At 52.6% G+C, this 20762-nt stretch carries 20 protein-coding genes; 12 read left to right on the forward strand and 8 right to left on the reverse strand.

Annotated elements, in window-relative coordinates; all coding sequences use genetic code 11:
- Window positions 1-304 precede the first annotated feature (304 nt).
- The 6 genes from ACT3T6_RS12595 to ACT3T6_RS12620 form a co-directional block, all read right to left on the reverse strand.
- A complete protein-coding gene (locus tag ACT3T6_RS12595; RefSeq protein WP_193054677.1) occupies window positions 305-1303 on the reverse strand; it encodes an adenosine deaminase in 999 nt (332 codons plus the stop codon).
- A 29-nt stretch (window positions 1304-1332) separates the two neighbouring features.
- Entirely contained in the window at window positions 1333-3060 is a 1728-nt protein-coding gene (gene cydC / locus ACT3T6_RS12600; RefSeq protein ID WP_193054676.1) for a thiol reductant ABC exporter subunit CydC, read from the reverse strand.
- A complete protein-coding gene (gene cydD, locus ACT3T6_RS12605; protein ID WP_193054675.1) occupies window positions 3050-4714 on the reverse strand; it encodes a thiol reductant ABC exporter subunit CydD in 1665 nt (554 codons plus the stop codon). Before cydD ends, cydC begins: the two co-directional genes overlap by 11 nt.
- Before the next feature lie 15 nt (window positions 4715-4729).
- Window positions 4730-5731: a cytochrome d ubiquinol oxidase subunit II gene (cydB, locus tag ACT3T6_RS12610; RefSeq protein WP_193054674.1), complete on the reverse strand. Its 1002-nt coding sequence runs from the start codon at window positions 5729-5731 to the stop codon at window positions 4730-4732.
- A 2-nt stretch (window positions 5732-5733) separates the two neighbouring features.
- The gene (locus tag ACT3T6_RS12615; RefSeq protein ID WP_193054673.1) at window positions 5734-7149 is read right to left on the reverse strand and encodes a cytochrome ubiquinol oxidase subunit I; all 1416 of its coding nucleotides are present in this window, start codon (window positions 7147-7149) and stop codon (window positions 5734-5736) included.
- 201 nt (window positions 7150-7350) lie between these two features.
- Complete coding sequence (locus tag ACT3T6_RS12620; RefSeq protein WP_172118466.1) at window positions 7351-8325, reverse strand: calcium/sodium antiporter; 975 nt, start codon at window positions 8323-8325, stop codon at window positions 7351-7353.
- Between the two features lie 222 nt (window positions 8326-8547).
- On the opposite strand from ACT3T6_RS12620, the gene ACT3T6_RS12625 reads away from it, so the two are divergent.
- From ACT3T6_RS12625 to ACT3T6_RS12660, 8 genes are all read left to right on the forward strand, one after another.
- Window positions 8548-9852, forward strand: a complete 1305-nt coding sequence (locus ACT3T6_RS12625; protein ID WP_287077581.1) for a paraquat-inducible protein A — start codon at window positions 8548-8550, stop codon at window positions 9850-9852.
- Window positions 9852-11525: an intermembrane transport protein PqiB gene (pqiB, locus tag ACT3T6_RS12630; protein WP_193054672.1), complete on the forward strand. Its 1674-nt coding sequence runs from the start codon at window positions 9852-9854 to the stop codon at window positions 11523-11525. Before ACT3T6_RS12625 ends, pqiB begins: the two co-directional genes overlap by 1 nt.
- Window positions 11526-11538: 13 nt before the next feature.
- Window positions 11539-12129, forward strand: coding sequence for a PqiC family protein (locus ACT3T6_RS12635; RefSeq protein WP_193054671.1), 591 nt, complete (start codon window positions 11539-11541; stop codon window positions 12127-12129).
- 322 nt (window positions 12130-12451) lie between these two features.
- A complete protein-coding gene (locus ACT3T6_RS12640) occupies window positions 12452-13705 on the forward strand; it encodes a DEAD/DEAH box helicase (protein ID WP_193054670.1) in 1254 nt (417 codons plus the stop codon).
- A gap of 78 nt (window positions 13706-13783) precedes the next feature.
- Window positions 13784-14287, forward strand: a complete 504-nt coding sequence (locus ACT3T6_RS12645; protein ID WP_193054669.1) for a hypothetical protein — start codon at window positions 13784-13786, stop codon at window positions 14285-14287.
- Between the two features lie 8 nt (window positions 14288-14295).
- Window positions 14296-15495 (forward strand): MFS transporter, encoded by a 1200-nt coding sequence (locus tag ACT3T6_RS12650; RefSeq protein WP_172118462.1) that lies wholly within the window; start codon window positions 14296-14298, stop codon window positions 15493-15495.
- A gap of 66 nt (window positions 15496-15561) precedes the next feature.
- Window positions 15562-16632: an asparaginase gene (locus ACT3T6_RS12655; protein WP_193054668.1), complete on the forward strand. Its 1071-nt coding sequence runs from the start codon at window positions 15562-15564 to the stop codon at window positions 16630-16632.
- Between the two features lie 69 nt (window positions 16633-16701).
- Window positions 16702-16941: a DUF2789 domain-containing protein gene (locus tag ACT3T6_RS12660; protein WP_172118460.1), complete on the forward strand. Its 240-nt coding sequence runs from the start codon at window positions 16702-16704 to the stop codon at window positions 16939-16941.
- On the opposite strand, the gene ACT3T6_RS12665 is transcribed toward ACT3T6_RS12660, so the two are convergent.
- The gene (locus tag ACT3T6_RS12665) at window positions 16938-17603 is read right to left on the reverse strand and encodes a VTT domain-containing protein (protein ID WP_193054667.1); all 666 of its coding nucleotides are present in this window, start codon (window positions 17601-17603) and stop codon (window positions 16938-16940) included. The genes ACT3T6_RS12660 and ACT3T6_RS12665 overlap by 4 nt on opposite strands.
- Window positions 17596-18012 (reverse strand): SRPBCC family protein, encoded by a 417-nt coding sequence (locus tag ACT3T6_RS12670; RefSeq protein WP_172118458.1) that lies wholly within the window; start codon window positions 18010-18012, stop codon window positions 17596-17598. The genes ACT3T6_RS12665 and ACT3T6_RS12670 overlap by 8 nt, the downstream gene beginning before the upstream one ends.
- Before the next feature lie 280 nt (window positions 18013-18292).
- On the opposite strand from ACT3T6_RS12670, the gene queC reads away from it, so the two are divergent.
- Genes queC through ACT3T6_RS12690 form a run of 4 tightly spaced genes read left to right on the forward strand, consistent with a single transcriptional unit; the run spans window position 18293 to window position 20761 of the window.
- The gene (gene queC, locus ACT3T6_RS12675; RefSeq protein WP_193054666.1) at window positions 18293-19003 is read left to right on the forward strand and encodes a 7-cyano-7-deazaguanine synthase QueC; all 711 of its coding nucleotides are present in this window, start codon (window positions 18293-18295) and stop codon (window positions 19001-19003) included.
- Window positions 19003-19647, forward strand: coding sequence for a 7-carboxy-7-deazaguanine synthase (gene queE / locus ACT3T6_RS12680; protein WP_172118456.1), 645 nt, complete (start codon window positions 19003-19005; stop codon window positions 19645-19647). Before queC ends, queE begins: the two co-directional genes overlap by 1 nt.
- The gene (locus ACT3T6_RS12685) at window positions 19647-20480 is read left to right on the forward strand and encodes a 6-carboxytetrahydropterin synthase (RefSeq protein ID WP_193054665.1); all 834 of its coding nucleotides are present in this window, start codon (window positions 19647-19649) and stop codon (window positions 20478-20480) included. Before queE ends, ACT3T6_RS12685 begins: the two co-directional genes overlap by 1 nt.
- Window positions 20477-20761, forward strand: a complete 285-nt coding sequence (locus ACT3T6_RS12690) for a YkgJ family cysteine cluster protein (protein ID WP_193054664.1) — start codon at window positions 20477-20479, stop codon at window positions 20759-20761. Before ACT3T6_RS12685 ends, ACT3T6_RS12690 begins: the two co-directional genes overlap by 4 nt.
- Window position 20762: the final 1 nt, after the last annotated feature.

Consider the following 20762-nt stretch of genomic DNA (forward strand, 5'->3'; position numbering starts at 1 on the left):
GCTTGTCACTCGAAAGTGACAAAGGTGAATCAATCCTGGCTCAAGGTTCAAACGAATTTAAAGAATTCGAAAATTCTTCTTGTGCGCTTGCCTTGATATAAGGTGACTTGTCACCCTCATCGGCAAACGCCCACATGAATTACCTGATCAAATTGTTAAAGAGCTACCGAAGGGCGCTGCCCGTTCGATGTGGGGCGTATTCTACCCACTTTTCCTGATGGGTCAACAACTTTTTGCAATTACTTTAAAGCACTAACGCATTGATACAAGAAGCTAAGTCAATAGCCCTTATACGCTAGCCAGCCTAATACTCGACCACATCAAGGCGGGCCAGCAGCTCTTGGCGCCTGGATTCCGTTGTAAAGGCTTCTTTTATGGCATTACGGTTAAGAGTCAGGAAAGCCTCTTCACCCCAGCCGAATGATTGAGCACAAGCGATGTGATTAGCCAATAGACCACCACCAAAGTAAGCCGGATCATCCGAGCTAATCGTCACATTAAGCCCTTTATCAAGAAGGGCCGGCAGAGGATGATCGGTTAAGCTATCAACCACATTTAAGCTTACGTTGGATAAGGGGCATACGGTCAGCACGGTTTGCTTTTGATATAGACGCTCCACCGCCTCGTCACTCTCCAGACAGCGAATACCGTGATCAATGCGGCACACATCAAGCAAATCCAATGCCTCAATGATATAAGAGGCCGGCCCTTCCTCTCCTGCATGAGCCACCCGAGCCAAGCCCAACTCCTGGGCGCGCGTAAATACGGCAACGAATTTTGAGGGTGGATGGTCGCGCTCAGCACTATCCAGACCAATGGCGTCAAGCTCACTCCAGTAAGGTGCTGCCTGCTCCAGCACTTGAAGTGCCTCTTCGGCAGGCCGGTCACGCAAAAAGGCCATGATCATTCCGACACTTAAATCCAGAGCCTGCTCTGCCTCTTGCTTGGCACGCAATAATCCGGACATGACCACGTCCAGAGAAACGCCGCGCTGTAGATGTGCCTGAGGATCAAAATGTATATCGATATGGACGACACCCTCACTACTAGCGCGCTTGAAATAATCCATCGCCAAGTCATAAAAATCCTGTTCATGACGAAGAACGCTCATGCCCTGGAAATAGAGATTCAAGAAACCTTGTAGATCTTTAAACCGATAGGCTGCCTTGGCCTCCTCGACGGAGGAATAAGGTAATTCGATACTGTTTCGCTCTGCCAGAGCAAACATAAGCTCCGGTTCCAGCGAGCCTTCAATATGCAAGTGAAGCTCGACTTTAGGGAGGTGACGTAAAAAATCCTGCATCATTTTTCCTTAACGCCCAACTCAAGCAATTACTTACCTGGGTTGAGCTTCCCGGCACTTAAGTGCCAGTGATGGGTTATCTGTCGCGTTAGCAAGCTACCCACTTCATGGTGAACAAAGAAGATGGTGGTGCGCCCGACTAACCAGCGAGAAAGCGTGGTAGCTACTATTACGGCCGTATCATGATCAATCGCCGCAAAAGGCTCGTCTAAAATAACCACCGAAGGGTCCATGAGCAACAGCCGAGCCAGCGCCACCCGCCGCGCCTGCCCACCAGACAGTTGCTGCCCTCGCTCACCTACGGGTGTTTGCAACTGGCCCGGAAGAGATTGAGCCCACCCATCGAGCGCTACTGCTTTCAGCACATCCCAAAGCGCTTCATCATCAGCATCAGGATTCCCCAAGCGCAGATTTTCTTCCAATGACGCATCGAAAAGGTCTACCTGCTGGGTTAACAAAGCAATGTGTTGCGAACGCTCCTGCTCTGGCACAGCAGTAGGCACGCAGCCTCCTACATTAACCACACCTTTAGAAGGAGCAAGCCGCCCCGTCAAAAGCGCCGCCAGGGTACTTTTACCCGCACCTGAGCGCCCGGTAATGATAGCCCACTCCCCCGTTGCCAGATGAAACGATACACTATCAAGCGCTGGCATCAGGCTAGAAGGATAACAATGCGTGACTTTCTGCAACCCAAGGTCAAGCTGTTGCCCGGAAAATGACTGGTGTTGACTCTGCTGGCACTCGGGCCCAAGTGCATTTAAACGCTCTGCTGCAGCGGCACTGCCCCCCAAGCGAGCGAAAGCACCCGGAAGCGGTACAAAAACCTCATTCACACCTAGAACCACCAGCAGCAACATCACCAGAATAGGCCCGGTTATTACCCCACTCGCCACCAGCACGCCACCCAGCCATACAACGCTTAACAGCAGCAACCCGGTAATAACGCTAATGAGGCTATCACCCATAGCAACGCTTCGGCCAAGGCGCCGTTGATTATCAAGCGCTGCATCTTCGTGCGCCTCCACCTGCTGACGGTGCCACGCAGCGCTGCGATAGGCAATTAACTCAGCTGAGGCCTGCAACTGATCAACGACCAACCGCCGTAACCCTTCCTGGTCAGCCACTTGGCGATGACTGTGCGCATACCCCAAGCGCGCCATGCCATAGGTAACACTCGCCCACAGAACCAGCAGAACCACGCCGACCCACAGCGCTAACGCAGGCAACCAAATAGCAATAAAGAGGGTTAACCCCACAATAACTACCAAGCTAACCAGGGGTGGCATCAGCAAACGAAGATAAAGATTGTCGAGAGCATCTATATCAGCGGTTAAACGTCCCAGCCAGTCACTGACACGCTCGCGCTGCAACGCCGCCTCATCCAATCGCATAAGCTGGCCAAACACGCGGTAGCGTAAATCAGCCAAGAGGCGAAGCACCGTATCGTGATTATAGAGACGTTCTATATAGCGGGCGACAGTACGTAATAGCGCAAAGAAGCGTATTCCTCCGCCAGGTACGTACACATCCAACTGAACAGGTAAGCCAAGCAAAAAAGCGATGCCCGCTAATGCACATGCGGTAATAAACCACCCAGAAAGGCCCAGCAGTGAAAGCCCCGCAGCAAGCGTTAAGCAAATAAGGAGCGCGCCGATCGCGAACCGCCTTCGACGCTTCATCATTAACGCCACCCAGGGCGACAATGCCTGGCGCGCTTGGGACAGCTCACTTTTTTGTGAGGACGCATTAGGTTGCATCACGCACCTCCTTTAAACGGCCGTCCTGCATATAAAAGTGGAGCTGAGCCGCCTTAATTGCAGCCGGGTGATGCGTTGCCATAATCACCGTACGCCCCTGTGCAGCCCATGCTAACAATGCACTAATCACAGAGGCTTCGGTTTCAGCATCCTGGCTTGCTGTAGGCTCATCGAGCAGGATTAAATCAGCATCACTTAAATAAATGCGCGCCAACGCCAGCCGCTGGGCCTGACCACCCGATAACCCCACTCCGCGCTCTCCTATCATGGTATCCAAACCATCAGGCAATTGGTTTAGAAGCTCCTCCAAACCAGCCTGGTGAAGTGCTGAAAGCATTGCGGGAGTATCGGCATCAGGGTTTGCCAGCCGCAAGTTATCCGCCAAGGTGCCATGCAACAGGCCCGGCTGCTGGTCCAGCCACGCGTAACGCGGCTGAGCCAACTGAAGCGTGCCGCTTGATGGCGTCAAAAAACCGGCCAATAACGCCAACAGTGTCGACTTCCCGCTCCCGGATGGACCACTAATCGCAATGACACTGCCTTTTTTGATCGTCAGATCCATTGGCCCTAACACCCGGCCGCGGATCGGATAGTCAACGCTGACATTTTGAAGCACTGCAATATCGTCATCAGTTGCAGGCTCATCAAACGTACTTCGTTGTATGCTCGACTCATTCAGCACCGTTACCAGGCTTTCTGCGGCACCTAAAGCAGTAGCACGATCATGGTAGTGCTGTGACAAGGTGCGTAACGGCTGGAAAAACTCAGGAGCGAGCAGCAATACGGCTAAGCCCGTAAAGAGCGTTAAAGAAGGTGCAGGCCCGTACTCAATATATCCCAGTAAGCCAAACCCTACGTATATCGCTACTACGGCAATGGCGACCGACGCGAAAAACTCGAGCACTGCAGACGATAAAAAAGCCAAGCGCAACGTTCGCATGCTTAAACGACGGTAATCATCTGTTGCCCACCAAACGTCCTGATGAGCACTCGCCGTGCGACCAAATAGCTGAAGCGTCGACATTCCACGAACACGGTCAAGAAAGTGGGCAGAGAGCCGTGCAACCGCTGCAAACTGGTCCCGATTTATACGCTCAGCTCCCATACCTACTAGTGCCATGAATAGCGGGATAATGGGCGCAGAAAGCAACAAGAAGAGAGCAACGACATAATCCAGTCGTAGCACCACCAATAGAATCAGTAGCGGTAAGAGAGAAGTAATTCTTAGCTGCGTATAGAAGCGCGAAAAATAGCCATCCAGTGCCTCTATATTTTCTACCGCCTGCGTCGCCAAGGCGCCGCTTTGATGATAAGCCAACCACACAGGACCCAATGTCCAGCATTTATCCAGCAGTTGACGTCGGGCGTATTGGCGGATACGTAGGCTAGCCTCCAGGCTTATTACCTCTTGCCCCCACAGGCATACTCCGCGCCCAAGCACGCACAGCGCCAGCCCTATTAATACGTTTAAAAACGGATAAGGCGCTTGTTGATCAATAACCAACTGCTCTACTAACCAGGCCAATCCCACTACAATAATAACCGTTTGAACCCCAGCTAAAATGCCAAGAAAAGCGGCGAGATTTAATCTTCGCCGCTCTAAGGTTGCCAGCATTTTTAACCAGGAGCGCGCGGTTAGCGACTGCTCCGTCATCTGATAGCCTCTGGCTTAATGATAACCTTCACCTACACGCACCTTGCCGCGAAATACCCAATACGTCCATGCGGTATACATCAGGATAAAGGGGATAACAAAGAGCACACCAATCAACAAGAAAAGCTGTGACTCAGGTGCTGACGCCGCATCCCACAAGGTGTAGTTAGGCGGCACTATCATCGGCCATTGGCTCACGATCAAGCCCAGATAGGTAAATACATAAATACCGATAGTCGCAAGGAAGGGATAGCTCTCACGGCGCTGCTTTACCGAGCGGTATACAAGAAAGGCGAAGAAGAGCGCTAGCGCTGGGAAAATCCAGATCAAGTGCAGATGACCAAACCAGCGATCCCAAACAACCGGGTTCACGAACGGCGTCCAGATACTAACAATGGCGAAGACCACCAGCACCATTGCCAGCAGCATAGGCGTGATTTTATACGCCCAATCCTGTACGTGGCCTTCCGATTTTAGAATCAGCCAGGTTGAGCCCAAAAGCGCATAACCTGCCATAAGCCCCAAGCCTGTTAACACCGTAAACGGCGTTAACCAATCAAAGGCGCCCCCGGTATAAACAAAGCCTTCGGTTTGAAAACCCTGAATATATGCACCAACCACAGCGCCTTGAGCGAACGCAGCGACCGCCGAACCCCAGGCAAAGGAGCGATTCCACCAGTGGCGGTTACGGCGCGACTTAAAGCGGAATTCGAACGAAATGCCACGAAAAATCAACCCTGCCAGCATCAAGAAAACACCGATATAGAGTGCCGGTAAGAAAATCGAGTAAACCAAGGGAAAAGCCGCTAACAAGCCAGCCCCCCCCAAAACCAGCCAAGTCTCGTTACCGTCCCAGACCGGTGCCACAGAGTTCATCATGACATCACGAGCCTCTTCATCTGGCGCAAAGGGAAATAGAATCCCCAAGCCAAGATCAAAGCCATCCATCAGTACATACATGATGACGCCGAACCCGATAATGCCAGCCCAAATAATCGACAGATCAAACATTTCCATGGTTAGCTCCTCACCGGATCAATGTCATCATCAAAAGGGGTGTGGGCGGCAGAGAGCGGCCGCTTGGGACGGTCAGCATCCCTATTAACAGACGCCTTTTCTTGCTCAGGCAACATGCCGTTGCGAACCACCCGGGTTAGATAGTAAATACCGGCATAAAAAACCACCGCATATACCAGCACATACCCAATAAGCGTAAACAGCGCCATCCAACCTGTTAGCGAAGGTGTCACACCCTCTGCATGAGACATGATGTTGTATACCAGCCAAGGGGACCGACCTACTTCGGTCACGATCCAGCCAGCCAGAACCGCAATGAAGGGTAAAGAAATCATGCCGACCAATGTTTTCAAAAACAGCTGACTCTCATAAATACGTTGATTGCGCCGCAAGAATAAGCCTACAAAGGAGACAGCAATCATTATTAAGGCAATGCCAACCATCACCCGAAACGCCCAAAATACGATGGCAACAGGAGGCTGGTCTTCAGGTGGCACGGCCGTAAGCCCTGGAACTTCACCATGCAGCGAATGGGTAAGTATGAGACTGGCCACGTTAGGAATGCCAATCTCATAAAGGTTTCTCTGCGCCTCCTGGTCCGGCAGCGCAAACAAGAGCAATGGCACGCTGGTAGATGTTTCCCAGTTCCCCTCCATTGCTGCGACCTTCGTTGGCTGATATTTGAGCGTATTCAACCCGTGGGAGTCGCCTATAAACGCCTGAAGAGGCGTCAGGAAAAGCAGCAACCATAAGCACATGGAAAGCGCACGACGGTTAGCCTCTGGATCTCTTCCACGCAACAAAAACCAGGCGCTAACGCCTGCCACGACAAACCCGCCGGTGATAAAGGAAGCTACAGCCATGTGTGCAAAGCGATGAGGGAAGGAGGGATTGAAAATCGCGTCAAACCAGGAGATCACATGGAAACGATTGTCGATCAACTCAACGCCTGCCGGTGTATGCATCCAACTGTTTGCCGCGAGGATCCAGAACGCTGAAATAAAGGTGCCCAGCGCCACCAAGGCAGCCGCCATCAAATGGATACCCTGCGGCACTTTTCCACGGCCAAACAGCAATATGCCAAGGAAGGCAGCTTCAAGGAAGAAGGCTGTCACAACTTCATAACTGAGCATGGGACCTATAAAATTGGAGGTCGCCAGAGAGAAATTACTCCAGTTCGTACCGAACTGAAACGACATCACGATTCCCGACACCACCCCCATGCCAAAAACCACAGCAAATACTTTCGTCCAGAACAGTGCTAAACGGTCCCATGCAGGATTTTGCGTCTTAAAAAAAAGTGCTTGTAAAAGCGCAATATAAGAGGCCAACCCAATGGTGAAAACCGGAAAGATCGTGTGAAAACAGATAACAAACGCGAATTGTATTCGCGACAGCATTAAGGGATCGAGTTCCATTGCACGCTCCTAACCTGAATTAATACCCCAGTTTTTGTTAACGCAAGCTTAGCTGAAACTTAAAGATTCAGCCTTTAATTATAAGCATCTAGCCTGTTTTTATTTATATTGCCATTTTACTGGCTTACATCTCATTATACACCGATCTATCTTTCGCAAAGCGTGTCGCATTGACGCACATCAAATAATGCCAATTATTCATTAAGATAATACGACAACGCTTATCATATATCCGGTATACGCAATAAAAAGCGTAAAAAGAACAGCGCCTTCGAGGCGATTAATTCGACGCGGACGTCCTTTCCAGGAAAATGCGAAGAGAACCATTAGCAGGGTCATGCAGGTCATAATGCTCCAATCACGCACCAGCACTTCCCGCCCAGCATCAATAGGTGCAATAACCCCCGCAAGCCCCACTACAGCAAGGCTATTAAACAAGTTAGAACCAACAACGTTACCCAGCACCATATCGTGCTCTTTACGGCGCAGCGCGCTAATCGAAGAAGCAAGCTCGGGCAGTGAGGTACCAACGGCTACGACGGTTAGCCCGATAATCAAGTCACTCACGCCAAAACGTTGCGCAATTTCTACCGCTCCCCAAACCAACATACGCGAGCTTGCAACCAAGAACACCAACCCAACCAACGTCCACATAATCGCTTTACCACGCGACATGGGGTTACTGTCCAGCGTCTCAGCGACTTCCTCAACCAGCGCATCGTCCTTTTGCTTTTTTGAACGAAAGATGCTTACGCCGATAAATATGACGAGGGCTACCAATAAAAGGGCCGCTTCCCAGCGAGACACCCAACCATCCCAGAGCATAATCCCAGTGATCAGTGTGACCAGAATTAAAATCGGCATCTCTTTGCGGATGACGCTGGAGTGCACAGCTAACGGTGCAATGAGTGCAACAAAACCCAATACCAAACCAATATTAGCAATATTGGAACCATAGGCATTCCCTACTGCAAGCCCGGGATTCCCCTGCAAGGCTGCCAATACTGACACCATCATCTCAGGGGCTGAGGTACCGAATCCAATGACCAACATACCAATCAATAAAGGCGAAAGACCGAGCCAACGTGACGTTGCAGCTGCGCCATCAATAAATTTCTCAGCACTCCAGATGAGCAACACCAGTCCCATCACTACAGCTACAAGTGGAAGCAACATTTTATTTCCTTATGGCAGAATATTAGGCACTATCGCGGCTGCATCCTTGACTAACCCTTCAGTCGGGTCAAGCATCGGGTTATGCCAGCATGGATCTATTTGGGTTTGATATAAAAAAGGCCCGGTGTTCATTCGGTTTACATCGCATTCGCAGTGAGAGTGTCCCCTTTGCCCCACTTCCGTTTATTAAAGCGTTCCCCACTTTCCGTTAATGCGCCTCTAGTGGATCGGCAACCACCTGAGTCTCGCGTTCAGCGTCGACGTTTACGCGCCTGCCATGAGTGCGACTGGGTATCCGCGCTGCCCCCCTTATGCTCGGGCGAAAAGGCCAGCTGCCCGCGCTGCTCACATGTACTCGTAAAACGCCACCGCTACCCCGCTCAGCGCAGTATGGCACTTGCCATTGCGGCATTAATTGCATTAATCGTGGCTATTTCGTTTCCGTTTGTAAGCTTCAGCGTTAGTGGCGTCGGCAATCGCATAGAGCTGTCACAAACGGCCACCACGTTAATTGCCTTTCACCAACCGGTCGTGGCCATTATCGTCATCATGACCATCGTTGTGCTGCCGACCCTTTATCTGCTTAGCGTGATTTGGCTGCAGCTGGGGCTTTTACACGGCAAGCCACTCGCCTATAGTCGCGACATTGCCCGCTCACTTGCCCACTTGACGCCCTGGATGATGGCGGATGTCTTTATTATAGGGGCGCTGGTAAGCCTGATTAAAATAGCCGGTATGGCGCAAATTGAGTTGGGTATCTCCTTCTGGGGTTTTTGCATCTTTGCGGTACTTTTATTAATGACCATCCAGTCCATTGATGCCGATTGGATGTGGTTTTCCCTCGAAGGAGAACCCTTGGCGCCAGAGGGCACCCAAACAGGAGCAACCGCCGCTAGTCAGCGCCTAACAGGCTGTCCAACCTGTGGGCTTGTCAATTCACTCACCCCAGGACATAAATCTCGCTGCATTCGATGTCATGAGAAACTTCACTCCCGACTCCCCTATAGCTTACAACGCACCTGGGCACTGCTAGGCGCAGCGACTGTCATGTATATCCCTGCGAATGTTTACCCTATTATGACCACGACGAGTCTGGGGCATAGCGGTTCTTCGACCATCATAGGAGGCGTCGTTGAACTGATTCAGATGGGCTCATGGCCAGTCGCCACCGTTATTTTCGTTGCCAGCATTATTGTGCCTGTCGGTAAACTGCTGGCGCTTTCATGGCTATGTATTGTCGTCCGAGGCAACAGCCAACCCAATACCATCAGCCGTACGCGGCTTTATCGCATTACCGAGTTTATCGGACGATGGTCGATGGTCGATGTTTTTGTAGTGGCTATTCTGGTTGCCTTGATACGCGCTGGCTCACTTATGTCGATCACGCCAGGTCCTGCCGCGCTGGCGTTTGGCTCGGTCGTGGTATTGACAATGCTAGCCGCCATGACGTTTGACCCCCGCTTAATATGGGATGCTCCTACCAAGGCAGCGTCCACATCAAATAATAGCCACTCTGGGAGCCATTAATGGGTAACGACACCCCCATAGCTAACAAGCAAGAGCCTGACATGAACAAAGCCAGGTCTTCGCCGCAATCACGCATCTCCCCTATCTGGATTGTGCCTTTTGTGGCTATCATTATTGGGCTATGGCTGGTGTACGATAATTACACCAGCCGCGGCACACTTATCACATTAACCATGAACAACGCCGAAGGTATCGAAGCGGGAAATACCTCCATCCGCAGCCGCAACGTTGAAATTGGCCTCGTGCAAAATGTCCAGCTCTCTGAAGACCTAAGCAGTGCTGTGATTACAGCACGCATTCAGCCTCAGGCTGAAGCCTTGTTGCGTGAAGATAGCCGCTTTTGGGTGGTAAAGCCTCGTATCGGGCGTGAAGGGATTAGCGGCCTGAGTACTGTCCTCTCTGGCGCTTATATACAGCTTGAGCCCGGAAGCTCTGAAGAACAGCGGCGTAACTTTCCGGTAAGCGACGTCCCCCCTGTCGCCACGGCCGGAATGGCCGGCATCAATATCAATCTCATTAGTCAACTCGGCAATTCGTTGCGTGTCGGCGACCCGGTTTCCTACCAGGGCTATACGGTGGGCCGCGTTGAAGAAGCAAGTTTCGACCCCGAATCACGCACCATGCATCACCAGGTATTTATCGAAGAGCCCTATGCACTGCTGGTGACCGACAGCACCCGCTTCTGGTCCTCGAGCGGCATTGACCTACGCCTTGATTCAAATGGCTTTCGGGTTAACGTTGAATCACTTGAAACCCTGTTAGGAGGAGGTGTCACGTTTGGGGTGCCCGAAGACTTACCAATGGGACGCCCTGTAGAAGCGGGCGCCCGCTTTAATCTGTACGGGGATGAGGATGATGCTCGCGAGGGTACCTTCAATCAGTACCTGGAATACGTTCTGTTAGTGGATGACACCGTTCGCGGCCTTTCACGCGGTGCGCCCGTCGAGTTTCGAGGTGTTCGTATAGGCACCGTGGCCGCTGTCCCCTGGAACTTTACATCACCACAGCCAAGCTCACGCGCAAGCTTCGCCATCCCCGTACTCATTCGCCTTGAGCCCCAGCGGCTTGGCATCGAGAATTCGGATATTGATTTGGAAGAGTGGGAAGAGCGCTTTAACCGCATGTTTACACTTGGCCTTCGTGCGTCGCTTAAAAACGGTAACCTGCTAACCGGCGCTTTATTTGTGGATCTGAACTTTCAGCGAGACACCGACGAGGACTACATTGCGTCGACTTTCTCTGGCCGCACGGTTTTCCCCACGGTGTCGGGTGGTTTTTCCCAAATCCAATCCCAAATTACCGATCTACTCGACAAGCTGAACGCGCTTGAAGTGGAGCCCTTACTGGCGGGCATGGACAGTAGCTTACAAGCCTCTGAAAGCATGCTTAATGAGGTCCGCGGTGTCAGCGAGTCGCTCAACCAGCTGCTAAGCGACCCTGAAACTCGTGCAGTAGGCGGCAACCTCAATGCTACGCTTAACGAGCTTCAAAGCACCCTCCAGGGCGTGTCGCCTTCCTCACCGGCTTACCAGGACCTGACGTCGGCCATCGAGCGCCTGGATCGATTAATGCGCGATCTTCAACCACTAACCCGCACACTGAACGATAATCCGCGGGCGCTGCTGTTTGATAATCTGGATACTCAAGATCCTATACCGCGTGCACCGCGCTAAACAGGGGAATATTATGCGTATACTCGTTTTAAAATCCTTATTGCTAATGTCCCTATCGCTCATGCTGGCTGCTTGCGCAAGCAGTGTGACGCCCCCGGCGCGTTATATGCTACCCAGTAACGGGCTGGCCAATATACCAAGTAGCCCCCAAGGCACGCTACAGCTGCGCTCGCCACGCCTTGCTCACTATCTCGATGTCGATGGCATCGTCATGCAACTGGATGACATTACGCTTAACCAGGCGCGAGAGCATCAATGGGCCGAAAGCATTGACCGACAGCTTGCACGCAGCTTACGGACACAATTGTCGCAAGAGCTACCGCTTATTCGCGTAGTCTGTGATGACAGCAGCCAACCTGAAGCGCTCACCCTGCGGCTTGATGTTGATCAATTTCAAGGCCGCTACGATGGTTTAGCGGTGGTGGCCGGGCAGTGGCAGCTACGCAGCCCAAGTGATGAATTGTTGGCCATGAAGAGTTTTTCTGCGCAAACAATACTGGATGAGGACGGCTACCCCGCCCTGGTACGTGCCCTAAGCGCTAGCTGGGAGGATGTTGCGAGACAAATTGCCGATCAAATACGTCAGGGTAGCTATTTCCATTAGCCGGTTTAAGCGGGATGAAATAACCAAAGCGCTTGAGAGCCCGCCAACCAATCACCACAAGTATGCCCGTCTGAGGTAATCTTCATGTTACACTGACGGGTATATTTTGAGTGTTGCGATAGCGTAACACCCACAGTCAAATGCCCGTCTCTTCCATACTGACCACTTTTTTTCGTTATGGTCATACGTGGCTAATCAACGATCATCGCGGCTTGGCAAGCTTTGCTGTCGCGAGGATAACCATTCTCGTCTTTTGAAAAATTACGCCTAGCAACAACGCTTTTAAGCAACTGTTGCCTTGTTAGGTGGCTGCGGAGAACGCATGAGCTTTTCTGAACTTGGTCTGCAAGAAGATTTATTACACGCCGTTACGGCGCAAGGCTACACCCAGCCTACTCCGATCCAATTAAAGGCTATTCCTGTCGTATTAGAAGGTCGCGACTTGCTCGCAAGCGCCCAAACGGGCACGGGTAAAACGGCCGGCTTTACCCTACCCATGCTACAGCGTCTTTCCGGTGGAAAACGGCCAGGCAAACGTCAGGTGCGTGCGCTGGTATTGACGCCTACTCGGGAGCTTGCTGCACAGGTAGGTGAAAGTGTATCCACCTATGGGAAGCATCTCTCTTTACGCTCGCACACTATTTTTGGTGGTGTAGGCCAACAGCCCCAGGTCGATGCACTTAAAGCAGGTCTGGACGTACTGATTGCCACCCCCGGCCGCCTGCTGGACCTTCAGCAGCAGGGCCACGTTGACCTTTCAGCCATCGAAATTCTAGTGCTTGATGAAGCCGACCGCATGTTGGATATGGGCTTTATTCACGATATTAAACGTGTACTACGCCTAGTGCCCAAACAGCGCCAAAACCTGCTATTTTCCGCCACGTTTTCAAATGAAATTCAGACGCTGGCGCAGCAGTTGCTCAATAACCCCGCCCTTATTGAAGTGGCTCCACGCAACACAACCGCCGAGAAAATTCTCCAAGCGGTTTATCGCGTAGACCGCGAAAAAAAGCGTGAGCTGTTGGCGCATTTGATTCAGCGCCACGGCTGGTTCCAGGTGCTGGTTTTCACCCGTACCAAACATGGCGCCAACCGGCTTGCCGAACAGCTTTCAAAACAGAATATTCCTGCCATGGCTATTCATGGCAACAAAAGTCAGGGCGCTCGTACCCGTGCGCTGGGGGCTTTTAAAAGTGGTGACTTGCAAGTATTAGTCGCGACGGATATCGCCGCACGTGGGCTGGATATTAGCGAGCTTCCCCACGTGGTTAACTTCGACCTGCCCAATGTGGCGGAAGACTATGTACACCGCATTGGCCGGACAGGCCGAGCGGGTAGCAATGGTGAAGCAGTATCACTGGTGTGTGTGGACGAGCACGGTTTGCTGGGCAATATCGAGCGGCTGATCAAGCAAAACCTACCCAAACATATAGAGCCCGGGTTTGAGCCAGATCCCACGATCAAACCAGAGCCCATTGAGAATGGTCGTCGCCAGCGCCAACCTCAAGCACGACGCAAACCAACTAGCGATAATGGAAATGCCAGCGGCGAGCGCCGTCGGCGCGCACGCCGCTAGCCTGCTAACAAGGAATATGCGAAGGTTATGCCCTCGCATATTCCACTACGTTGGCTACTACATTATCAGGGAGCGATCATGTCATCTTCTCAACTTATTAATGAATATCGGCAGTGGCTCAGTTTTCAACGCCAAGAACAGCTTAGTCGTGAACACCAGGGAATCGTGCAACGCCTGGAAGATGCACGCGCCTCTTCAAAGCAGGTCATACAAGCCTACCGCAGCATGGCGGAGAAAGCCGCTAACGAAGGCGCTTGCTACCGGACGCTGTTCCTACGCGAGCGTGACGATAATGTAGCGCTACCTTGCGAAGGCTGGCTGTTTATTCGCCGTGTACTCAGCGAAGACAACAGCACCCGCGTGCGCGCCACGTTAATCGAAACCTTTACCCTTGAAGATGGCATTCTGGCACCAGGTGATAAACCTGCTCAGAAAGTGACACTTGAGATTTTCGATAAGCTGGATATCAATCAAGGTATGCGCACTAGTGTCCGTGTGGACTCCATTGAAACACCACAGGATTATCACTTCATCACGCTACTGGATGCAGTCCGCGGCGATTTACGCCCTTACCTCAAGTAGGCCGCACAATGTTGTCTCGACGTTCCGTTACCTTTATTTTACTGATGGTTGTGGTGGGGCTAAATTTACGCCCTGCCCTTTCCTCAGTGGCCCCCTTGCTGACGCGTCTTCAGGAAGCTGCCGGGCTCTCACCCGCGGCAGCGGGCGTACTGACAACACTCCCCGTGCTGTTTTTAGGCCTGGCTGCTCCTATTGCGCCGCTTTTAGCAAAACGGCTAGGCAGCGAGCGGGCGCTTAGTGCTGCGCTACTACTGTTGGCTGCAGGTTTGATTCTGCGCGGTTTACCGTTGCCCGGCGTCCTGTTTATAGGCTCAGCAATGGCGGGCGCCGCCATAGGCATTAGCGGCACTCTACTGCCCGCACTGGTGAAACGCGAGCTACCCGAAAGTGCTGATCTTTTGACGGGCCTCTACACGATGGCACTCTGCTTGGGAGGCGCGTTGGGAGCGGGATTTAGCGTGCCGCTGACAGTGTGGCTGGGCAGTTGGCAGGCAAGTTTGATGAGCTGGTCGTTACTGGCGCTATTTGCTCTGATTCTCTGGCAATGCCAAATGCCCTCGACTTCCTCTCATGGTATGCCTCAGCCGCCATCTTCGGGACTTCTTAAACTGTTACGCAAACCGCTCACGTGGCAAGTAATGCTGTTCATGGGCATTCAATCATCCATGGCATATATCGTTTTTGGATGGCTGCCAACGCTGCTTGTCGATCGTGGCTATGATGAGGCCAGCGCGGGTTGGACAATGGCTATTTCGATCATGTGTCAACTCGTTTCAGCCTTGGGGGCACCCTGGCTTGCCCGCATGGGGTCAGACCAGCGCCCGGCGCTCTTGCTTGTACTGTTTAGTACGGCCCTAGGGCTTTGGCTGCTACTTATAGCGCCCTTAGCCTGGAAATGGCCTGGCGCCATCTTGTTAGGCCTTGGCCAAGGCGGCAGTTTTAGCCTGGCCCTCAGCCTGCTGGTATTAAGAACAGCGACATCACGCCTTGCAGGACAACTTTCCGGCCTGGTACAAGGCGGAGGATATACCATTGCCGCTATTGGGCCTTTTAGTGTCGGCTTGCTGCTCCAATCCGGCGTTCATGCAGACCAAATTGCCTGGCTTTTGATCTCGTTGGTAGGTGTTTGCTGTGGATTCGCCCTGTTGGCTGGCCGCACGCGCCAGCTGGACGATCAAAGCGGCACGCTTCTGGTTCACCGTTACTAACCTGCACTGGAATCAAACAGGAGTTTTAGTGCTTGGCCTTCAAATATTTACGCCAGGAAATCCGTGATGAGTAGCTTCTCACCTTTAACCGCAACGGCTCCCACCCACGAACGCATTTTGGTTATTTATACGGGCGGCACCATCGGCATGCAGCAAAGTGCCAATGGGCTGACTCCCGGCGCGAACTTTGCCCAACGCATGGCGACCGCGCTTGGCAAGCTCCCCATTGCCCAACAGCAATCGCTTCCTGCTTATGATGTTATTAGTTATACCACGCTGATTGATTCCAGCGCGGCGACCCCACTTCAGTGGCAGCAGTTAGCCAGTGACATCGCCACCCGGTTAACGGATTACCGGGGGTTTGTCGTGATTCATGGTACCGATACGCTTAGCTGGACGGCCGCTAGCCTTGCCTATCAATTGCAAGGCCTAGAGCGCCCTGTCGTTGTAACCGGCGCAATGCGCCCCCTGGAAGCACCCAACAGTGATGCTCTTGATAATATTCATGGCGCGCTGCGGTTTGCGGCAAACGCCGAGCTTCAGGAAGTCGCTATTTATTTTGCAAACCGGTTATTGCGTGGCGTACGAGCTATAAAGCTGCACAGTGACGCACTAACAGCCTTCACCTCTCCAGGTTACCCGCTACTTGGTGAGCGAGTAGGCAATGACTTTGTTTACTACCCAAGCCGTGGGCTTGCCTCTCAACAGCGTGGCGCGCCACGCTTTGAACTCCCCAGCTACCAAGGGTTGGATAAAGGCGAAGTGGTTCGTATCGCGCTCTGGCCCGGTTTGGCCGCTTGGCAGCTGGAAGCCTGGCTTGGAGATTCACGCGTTAAAGGCGCTGTTATCCAGTTGTGGGGGGCGGGCAATCTACCTAACGATCCAGCTCTATTGAATGTACTGGCTAGCGCGGCCGGTGAGGGGAAATTGCTAGCGGCGATAAGCCTTTGCCCTGAAGGCAGCGTTCATATGGGAGCATACGCTGCGGGCGAGGGGTTAACAGATGCAGGCGTGCTCTCAGGCGATGCCATGACACCAGAAGCCACCTTTACCAAACTGGTCCATCTTTTAGCTCAACCGCTTGATGTAGAGACACAGCGGCAACGCTTTCTCGCTTCATTAGTCGGCGAACGCTAATAAGCATGGTGATATCCGTAATTTACGCTATGTTTAATCAATGCTAACCAGTTGACGGAGCCCGTAATTATGGAAAAACCGGTACATCTTTTTAGTGATCTTTTCGAACAACTGGGCCTGCCATCAGACGCTGAGTCGATTGAAGTTTTCATCAAGCGCCATCGCCCTTTACCCAAAGAGATGGTGCTTTCCGATGCGCCCTGTTGGAATGAAGGCCAAGCGGAATTTCTTCGTGAAGCCATTGAAGACGACGCTGACTGGGCCGAGCTAGTCGACGAGTTGGACGTTGCCATGCACCAAGGGAGTTAACGCGCTGGCGCCGCTTTCGAGCGGCGCTTGACCCAAGCACCAACAAGCAATAGTACCGTAAGAGCAACAAGCGGTAGCAGCACCTCAAACTGAAGTGCATTTTCTTCCTCTATCGCTTCAAGCGCCCCATGAATAGCGCTGCTGTATACGCCCCACTTAATCGATAGGCCTAGCGTTGCCGCAAGAAGAAAAATCGACAGTGGCACACGGCATAGCCCAGCTGCAAAGTTGATCACCGCGTGAGGAAAACCCGGCAAGACACGAAGTGCGCACTGGGTTAATAGATCTCCCCTGTCCTGAAGCGTTTGCATGACTTTTAGGGTTAGCCCTTTAGGTTGCCATGCGCTACGGGTACGTGCTGCTAACTGATGGCCACCCAACGCGCCCGCCACACTTCCAAGTGTCAGCATAATGGTGGCAACGACAGGTGGGTAAAAGGGGGCAATTAACCAAAAGCCAATACTCCCGGGCAACCCGGCAGCCAGGGTAACGGCCATAAGAACAACCACCCCAACCACTACTGCGGGATGATGTGTCCATTCGTCAACGGTATGCCTGACCGCCATTAAATCCGGCGAGTGCCAAAACCACATACACGCCAGTATGGCTATCATGCCAACAGCTATCGCCAAACGCCACACAAGACGAAAGGCATTACGCATTCAGCCTGGCCTCAACACGCTCAAGAATTTGCCGGCTCACTTTACCTACGAGCGGCTTCGCTGCTTTATTAACGGCTTTTTCCATAAAGCGATTATGAATTTCATAACCAAGCGTAAGTGATACTTCCGTTCCTTCTGGCACTTCACGCAGCCGGTAACGCCCCTGGTTTTTCACCCCATCAAGCGACTCCCAAGCCAGCGTATGGGGCGCCTGGATCTCTGTCACTTCCACGTCAAATGCCCAGTCCATACCTACTGCACGGACATGCCAACGATAGCGGTCGTCCCCCAACACATCAATGGAACGTATTAAATCAGAATAATCAGCAAAATCTTCCACGCGGCGCAATAGCTCAAATACGCGCTCAGGTGATGCTTTAACAATTTCACTGTGCTCTATGGTGGCCATGATCCCCTCGAACCGCTGAAAACTAACTGTTAACCGCTAAGCTACCTACCTGTAAGCCGAAGCACCATCTGTAACCGCCGGAAACGATAAGCTTAGCAAAACAATGAGCGTAGCATGCTGCTCAATTTATCGGGAATGACGAAGAAGGAGAGACGATCATTCAGACTACGGCTGGTCAGATACGTTCTCATTGCGTAAACTGCCGCCCTCCCGGACCGGACCCCGGCACTCCGTGCAGCCTTATCGCGCACGAAAAATTCTCCGACAGCGAGCACTATTTATGTCCAGTACGTTTTCTCTCCCTTCTACGTCACCGACAGCGACGGTGGTTATCTATTCCGGCGGCATGGACTCCTATACGGTGCTTCACCGCGCACTGCGTGAAGGACTGGAGGTCCACGCACTATCTTTTGACTATGGTCAACGTCACGCACGCGAGTTGGATGTGGCTACGCACGTGTGCCGTCAGTTGGGTATTCCTCACCAGGTGGTCGACATTCGAGCCATCCACGGTTTGATCGATAACTCCGCACTGACCAACGCCGACCAAGCCATGCCGACGGGTGACTACGCAGATGATAATTTGCGCGCCACTGTCGTTCCCAATCGCAATATGATTTTACTGTCCCTGGCGATTGCCAAAGCGGTCAACATAGGCGCTGGGCGCGTGGATTATGGCGCCCATGGCGGTGACCATGTTTTATACCCGGATTGTCGCCCCGAGTTTGTCGATGCCATGAATCACGTAGCGGGTATTGCCAACTTTGAGCACGTTACGCTGCATGCCCCTTACCTCTACTCATCAAAAGCGGATATTTTACGCGATGGCCTGTCCATGGGGCTCGATTACCAGCATACCTGGACCTGTTATGAAGGACGTGCGTTAGCGTGTGGTCAGTGCGGCAGCTGCCGAGAGCGCTTGGAGGCCTTTGCCGCTAACAATGCCCTCGACCCCTTGGCTTACGATGCGGCAGTTAAGGTGAATCGCTGATGTATCACGTTAAAGAAGCCTTTTACACGCTACAGGGCGAAGGCGCACAAGCGGGTCGTGCCAGCGTTTTTTGCCGTTTTAGTGGCTGTAATTTGTGGTCAGGCCGTGAAGTGGATCGCGCTCATGCAAAATGCACCTTCTGCGATACCGATTTTATCGGTACTGACGGACAGAACGGCGGGCAGTTCGCAACAGCGGCCGAGCTGGCTGCGCATATTAATGCGCTCTGGCCAAAAGGTAGCGCGAATGCCACCCCGTATGTGGTGTTTACCGGCGGTGAGCCGCTGCTCCAACTGGACACACCGTTAATTGACAAGCTACACCAGCAGGGCTTTGAAGTAGCCGTTGAAACGAACGGTACGTTGCGGCCCCCTCCCGGCATTGATTGGTTATGCGTTAGCCCCAAAGGTAGTAACCCTTTGGTCATTACGCAGGGAAATGAATTAAAACTTGTTTATCCGCAGGCTGACGCATTGCCCCCGGTCTTTGAGGACCTTGCGTTTACTCACTTTTTTTTGCAGCCCATGGATGTAAGCCCGTTAGGGCAACAGTCCGACACCATCGCCCAGGCAACGGATTACTGTATGGCTAACCCACAATGGCGCCTTACGCTTCAAATTCACAAAATCGCAGGGTTTGACTAATGGCTCTCTTTGTAAATCAGTTAACCCATATGGATGTCTCTGCCTGGTGCCCGACGCGCGGACTCATCGGCTGCAGCTGGCAAGTAGATGCACTCCTTGAAGGCGCCTTGGGTGAAGACGGTATGCTATTTGATTTTGGCGAGGTAAAGCCCTGGATCAAACACACTCTGGACAGCGGCCTCGACCATACGCTTCTGGTGCCCACGCAGGCGCCCGGTGTAAGCATTACTGATTGCGAGGAAGGCCTCTGCGTTCGCACCGAAACGCCTTATCCCCTGGAGGTTCGTGGGCCTGTCGAAGCCTTTAGCCTGCTTCCCTGGGCATCTATTACGCTTGAAGAGGTAGCGGCGCATTTAAGTGGCGAGTTGACCGCACAGCGCCCCGTCAATGTTGACCGTGTCACGCTAACGTTAAGTGATGAAGCTACAACCGGAGCAGCCTATGGCTATAGCCATGGCCTTAAACGACACCAGGGCAACTGCCAACGTATTGCCCACGGCCACCGCTCCAGACTCTCTATTTGGCAATCGGGCACGCGTCAACCTGAGCTGGAAGCTCGCTGGGCACACTGGCTGGATAACCGCTACCTACTTGAACAAGCGGATATTGAACACCAGGACGATGTGTTCTTGACCTGTCGTTATCAGGCTGCCCAAGGAGACTTTTCCATTCGCCTGCCAGCAGACCGCTGTGCGGTATTGCCGGGCCCCACTACCGTTGAGAATATCGCCATCTGGCTGGCACGTAGCATCGCCGATGAAAGCGGCCACGCCACACGCGTTCAAGCATTCGAGGGGATTAACAAAGGCGCCTTTGCGGAATTTACGCCATGAGCGAGGCAGGTATCATCGTTAAGCAAAGCGCTGGCTGCCGGGCGGGTTGCGGAGCTTGCTGTATAGCGCCGTCCATCAGCTCACCGATTCCAGGGATGCCTCAAGGCAAGCCTGCTGGGGTTCGCTGCATTCAGTTGGATGAACAGAATCTATGTCGGCTTTTTGGCGATGCAAGCCGCCCCGCCGTATGCGCCAACTTTAACTTTGATGCCAGCATTTGTGGCGAGCACCGTGATCAGGCGCTCGCCACCCTTGCATACCTCGAAACAGCAACGGGATAAC

The sequence above is a fragment of the Halomonas sp. 72 genome, assembly GCF_052379785.1.
Classification (GTDB): domain Bacteria; phylum Pseudomonadota; class Gammaproteobacteria; order Pseudomonadales; family Halomonadaceae; genus Vreelandella; species Vreelandella citrativorans.

What these genes read in the sequence shown, in the direction of transcription:
- ACT3T6_RS12595 (WP_193054677.1), bottom strand. Translation starts at nt 1,303, where the DNA reads ATGCAGGATTTTTTACGTCACCTCCCTAAAGTCGAGCTTCACTTGCAT.
- cydC (WP_193054676.1), bottom strand. Translation starts at nt 3,060, where the DNA reads ATGCAACCTAATGCGTCCTCACAAAAAAGTGAGCTGTCCCAAGCGCGC.
- cydD (WP_193054675.1), bottom strand. Translation starts at nt 4,714, where the DNA reads ATGACGGAGCAGTCGCTAACCGCGCGCTCCTGGTTAAAAATGCTGGCA.
- cydB (WP_193054674.1), bottom strand. Translation starts at nt 5,731, where the DNA reads ATGGAAATGTTTGATCTGTCGATTATTTGGGCTGGCATTATCGGGTTC.
- ACT3T6_RS12615 (WP_193054673.1), bottom strand. Translation starts at nt 7,149, where the DNA reads ATGGAACTCGATCCCTTAATGCTGTCGCGAATACAATTCGCGTTTGTT.
- ACT3T6_RS12620 (WP_172118466.1), bottom strand. Translation starts at nt 8,325, where the DNA reads ATGTTGCTTCCACTTGTAGCTGTAGTGATGGGACTGGTGTTGCTCATC.
- pqiB (WP_193054672.1), top strand. Translation starts at nt 9,852, where the DNA reads ATGGGTAACGACACCCCCATAGCTAACAAGCAAGAGCCTGACATGAAC.
- ACT3T6_RS12635 (WP_193054671.1), top strand. Translation starts at nt 11,539, where the DNA reads ATGCGTATACTCGTTTTAAAATCCTTATTGCTAATGTCCCTATCGCTC.
- ACT3T6_RS12640 (WP_193054670.1), top strand. Translation starts at nt 12,452, where the DNA reads ATGAGCTTTTCTGAACTTGGTCTGCAAGAAGATTTATTACACGCCGTT.
- ACT3T6_RS12645 (WP_193054669.1), top strand. Translation starts at nt 13,784, where the DNA reads ATGTCATCTTCTCAACTTATTAATGAATATCGGCAGTGGCTCAGTTTT.
- ACT3T6_RS12650 (WP_172118462.1), top strand. Translation starts at nt 14,296, where the DNA reads ATGTTGTCTCGACGTTCCGTTACCTTTATTTTACTGATGGTTGTGGTG.
- ACT3T6_RS12655 (WP_193054668.1), top strand. Translation starts at nt 15,562, where the DNA reads ATGAGTAGCTTCTCACCTTTAACCGCAACGGCTCCCACCCACGAACGC.
- ACT3T6_RS12660 (WP_172118460.1), top strand. Translation starts at nt 16,702, where the DNA reads ATGGAAAAACCGGTACATCTTTTTAGTGATCTTTTCGAACAACTGGGC.
- ACT3T6_RS12665 (WP_193054667.1), bottom strand. Translation starts at nt 17,603, where the DNA reads ATGCGTAATGCCTTTCGTCTTGTGTGGCGTTTGGCGATAGCTGTTGGC.
- ACT3T6_RS12670 (WP_172118458.1), bottom strand. Translation starts at nt 18,012, where the DNA reads ATGGCCACCATAGAGCACAGTGAAATTGTTAAAGCATCACCTGAGCGC.
- queC (WP_193054666.1), top strand. Translation starts at nt 18,293, where the DNA reads ATGTCCAGTACGTTTTCTCTCCCTTCTACGTCACCGACAGCGACGGTG.
- queE (WP_172118456.1), top strand. Translation starts at nt 19,003, where the DNA reads ATGTATCACGTTAAAGAAGCCTTTTACACGCTACAGGGCGAAGGCGCA.
- ACT3T6_RS12685 (WP_193054665.1), top strand. Translation starts at nt 19,647, where the DNA reads ATGGCTCTCTTTGTAAATCAGTTAACCCATATGGATGTCTCTGCCTGG.
- ACT3T6_RS12690 (WP_193054664.1), top strand. Translation starts at nt 20,477, where the DNA reads ATGAGCGAGGCAGGTATCATCGTTAAGCAAAGCGCTGGCTGCCGGGCG.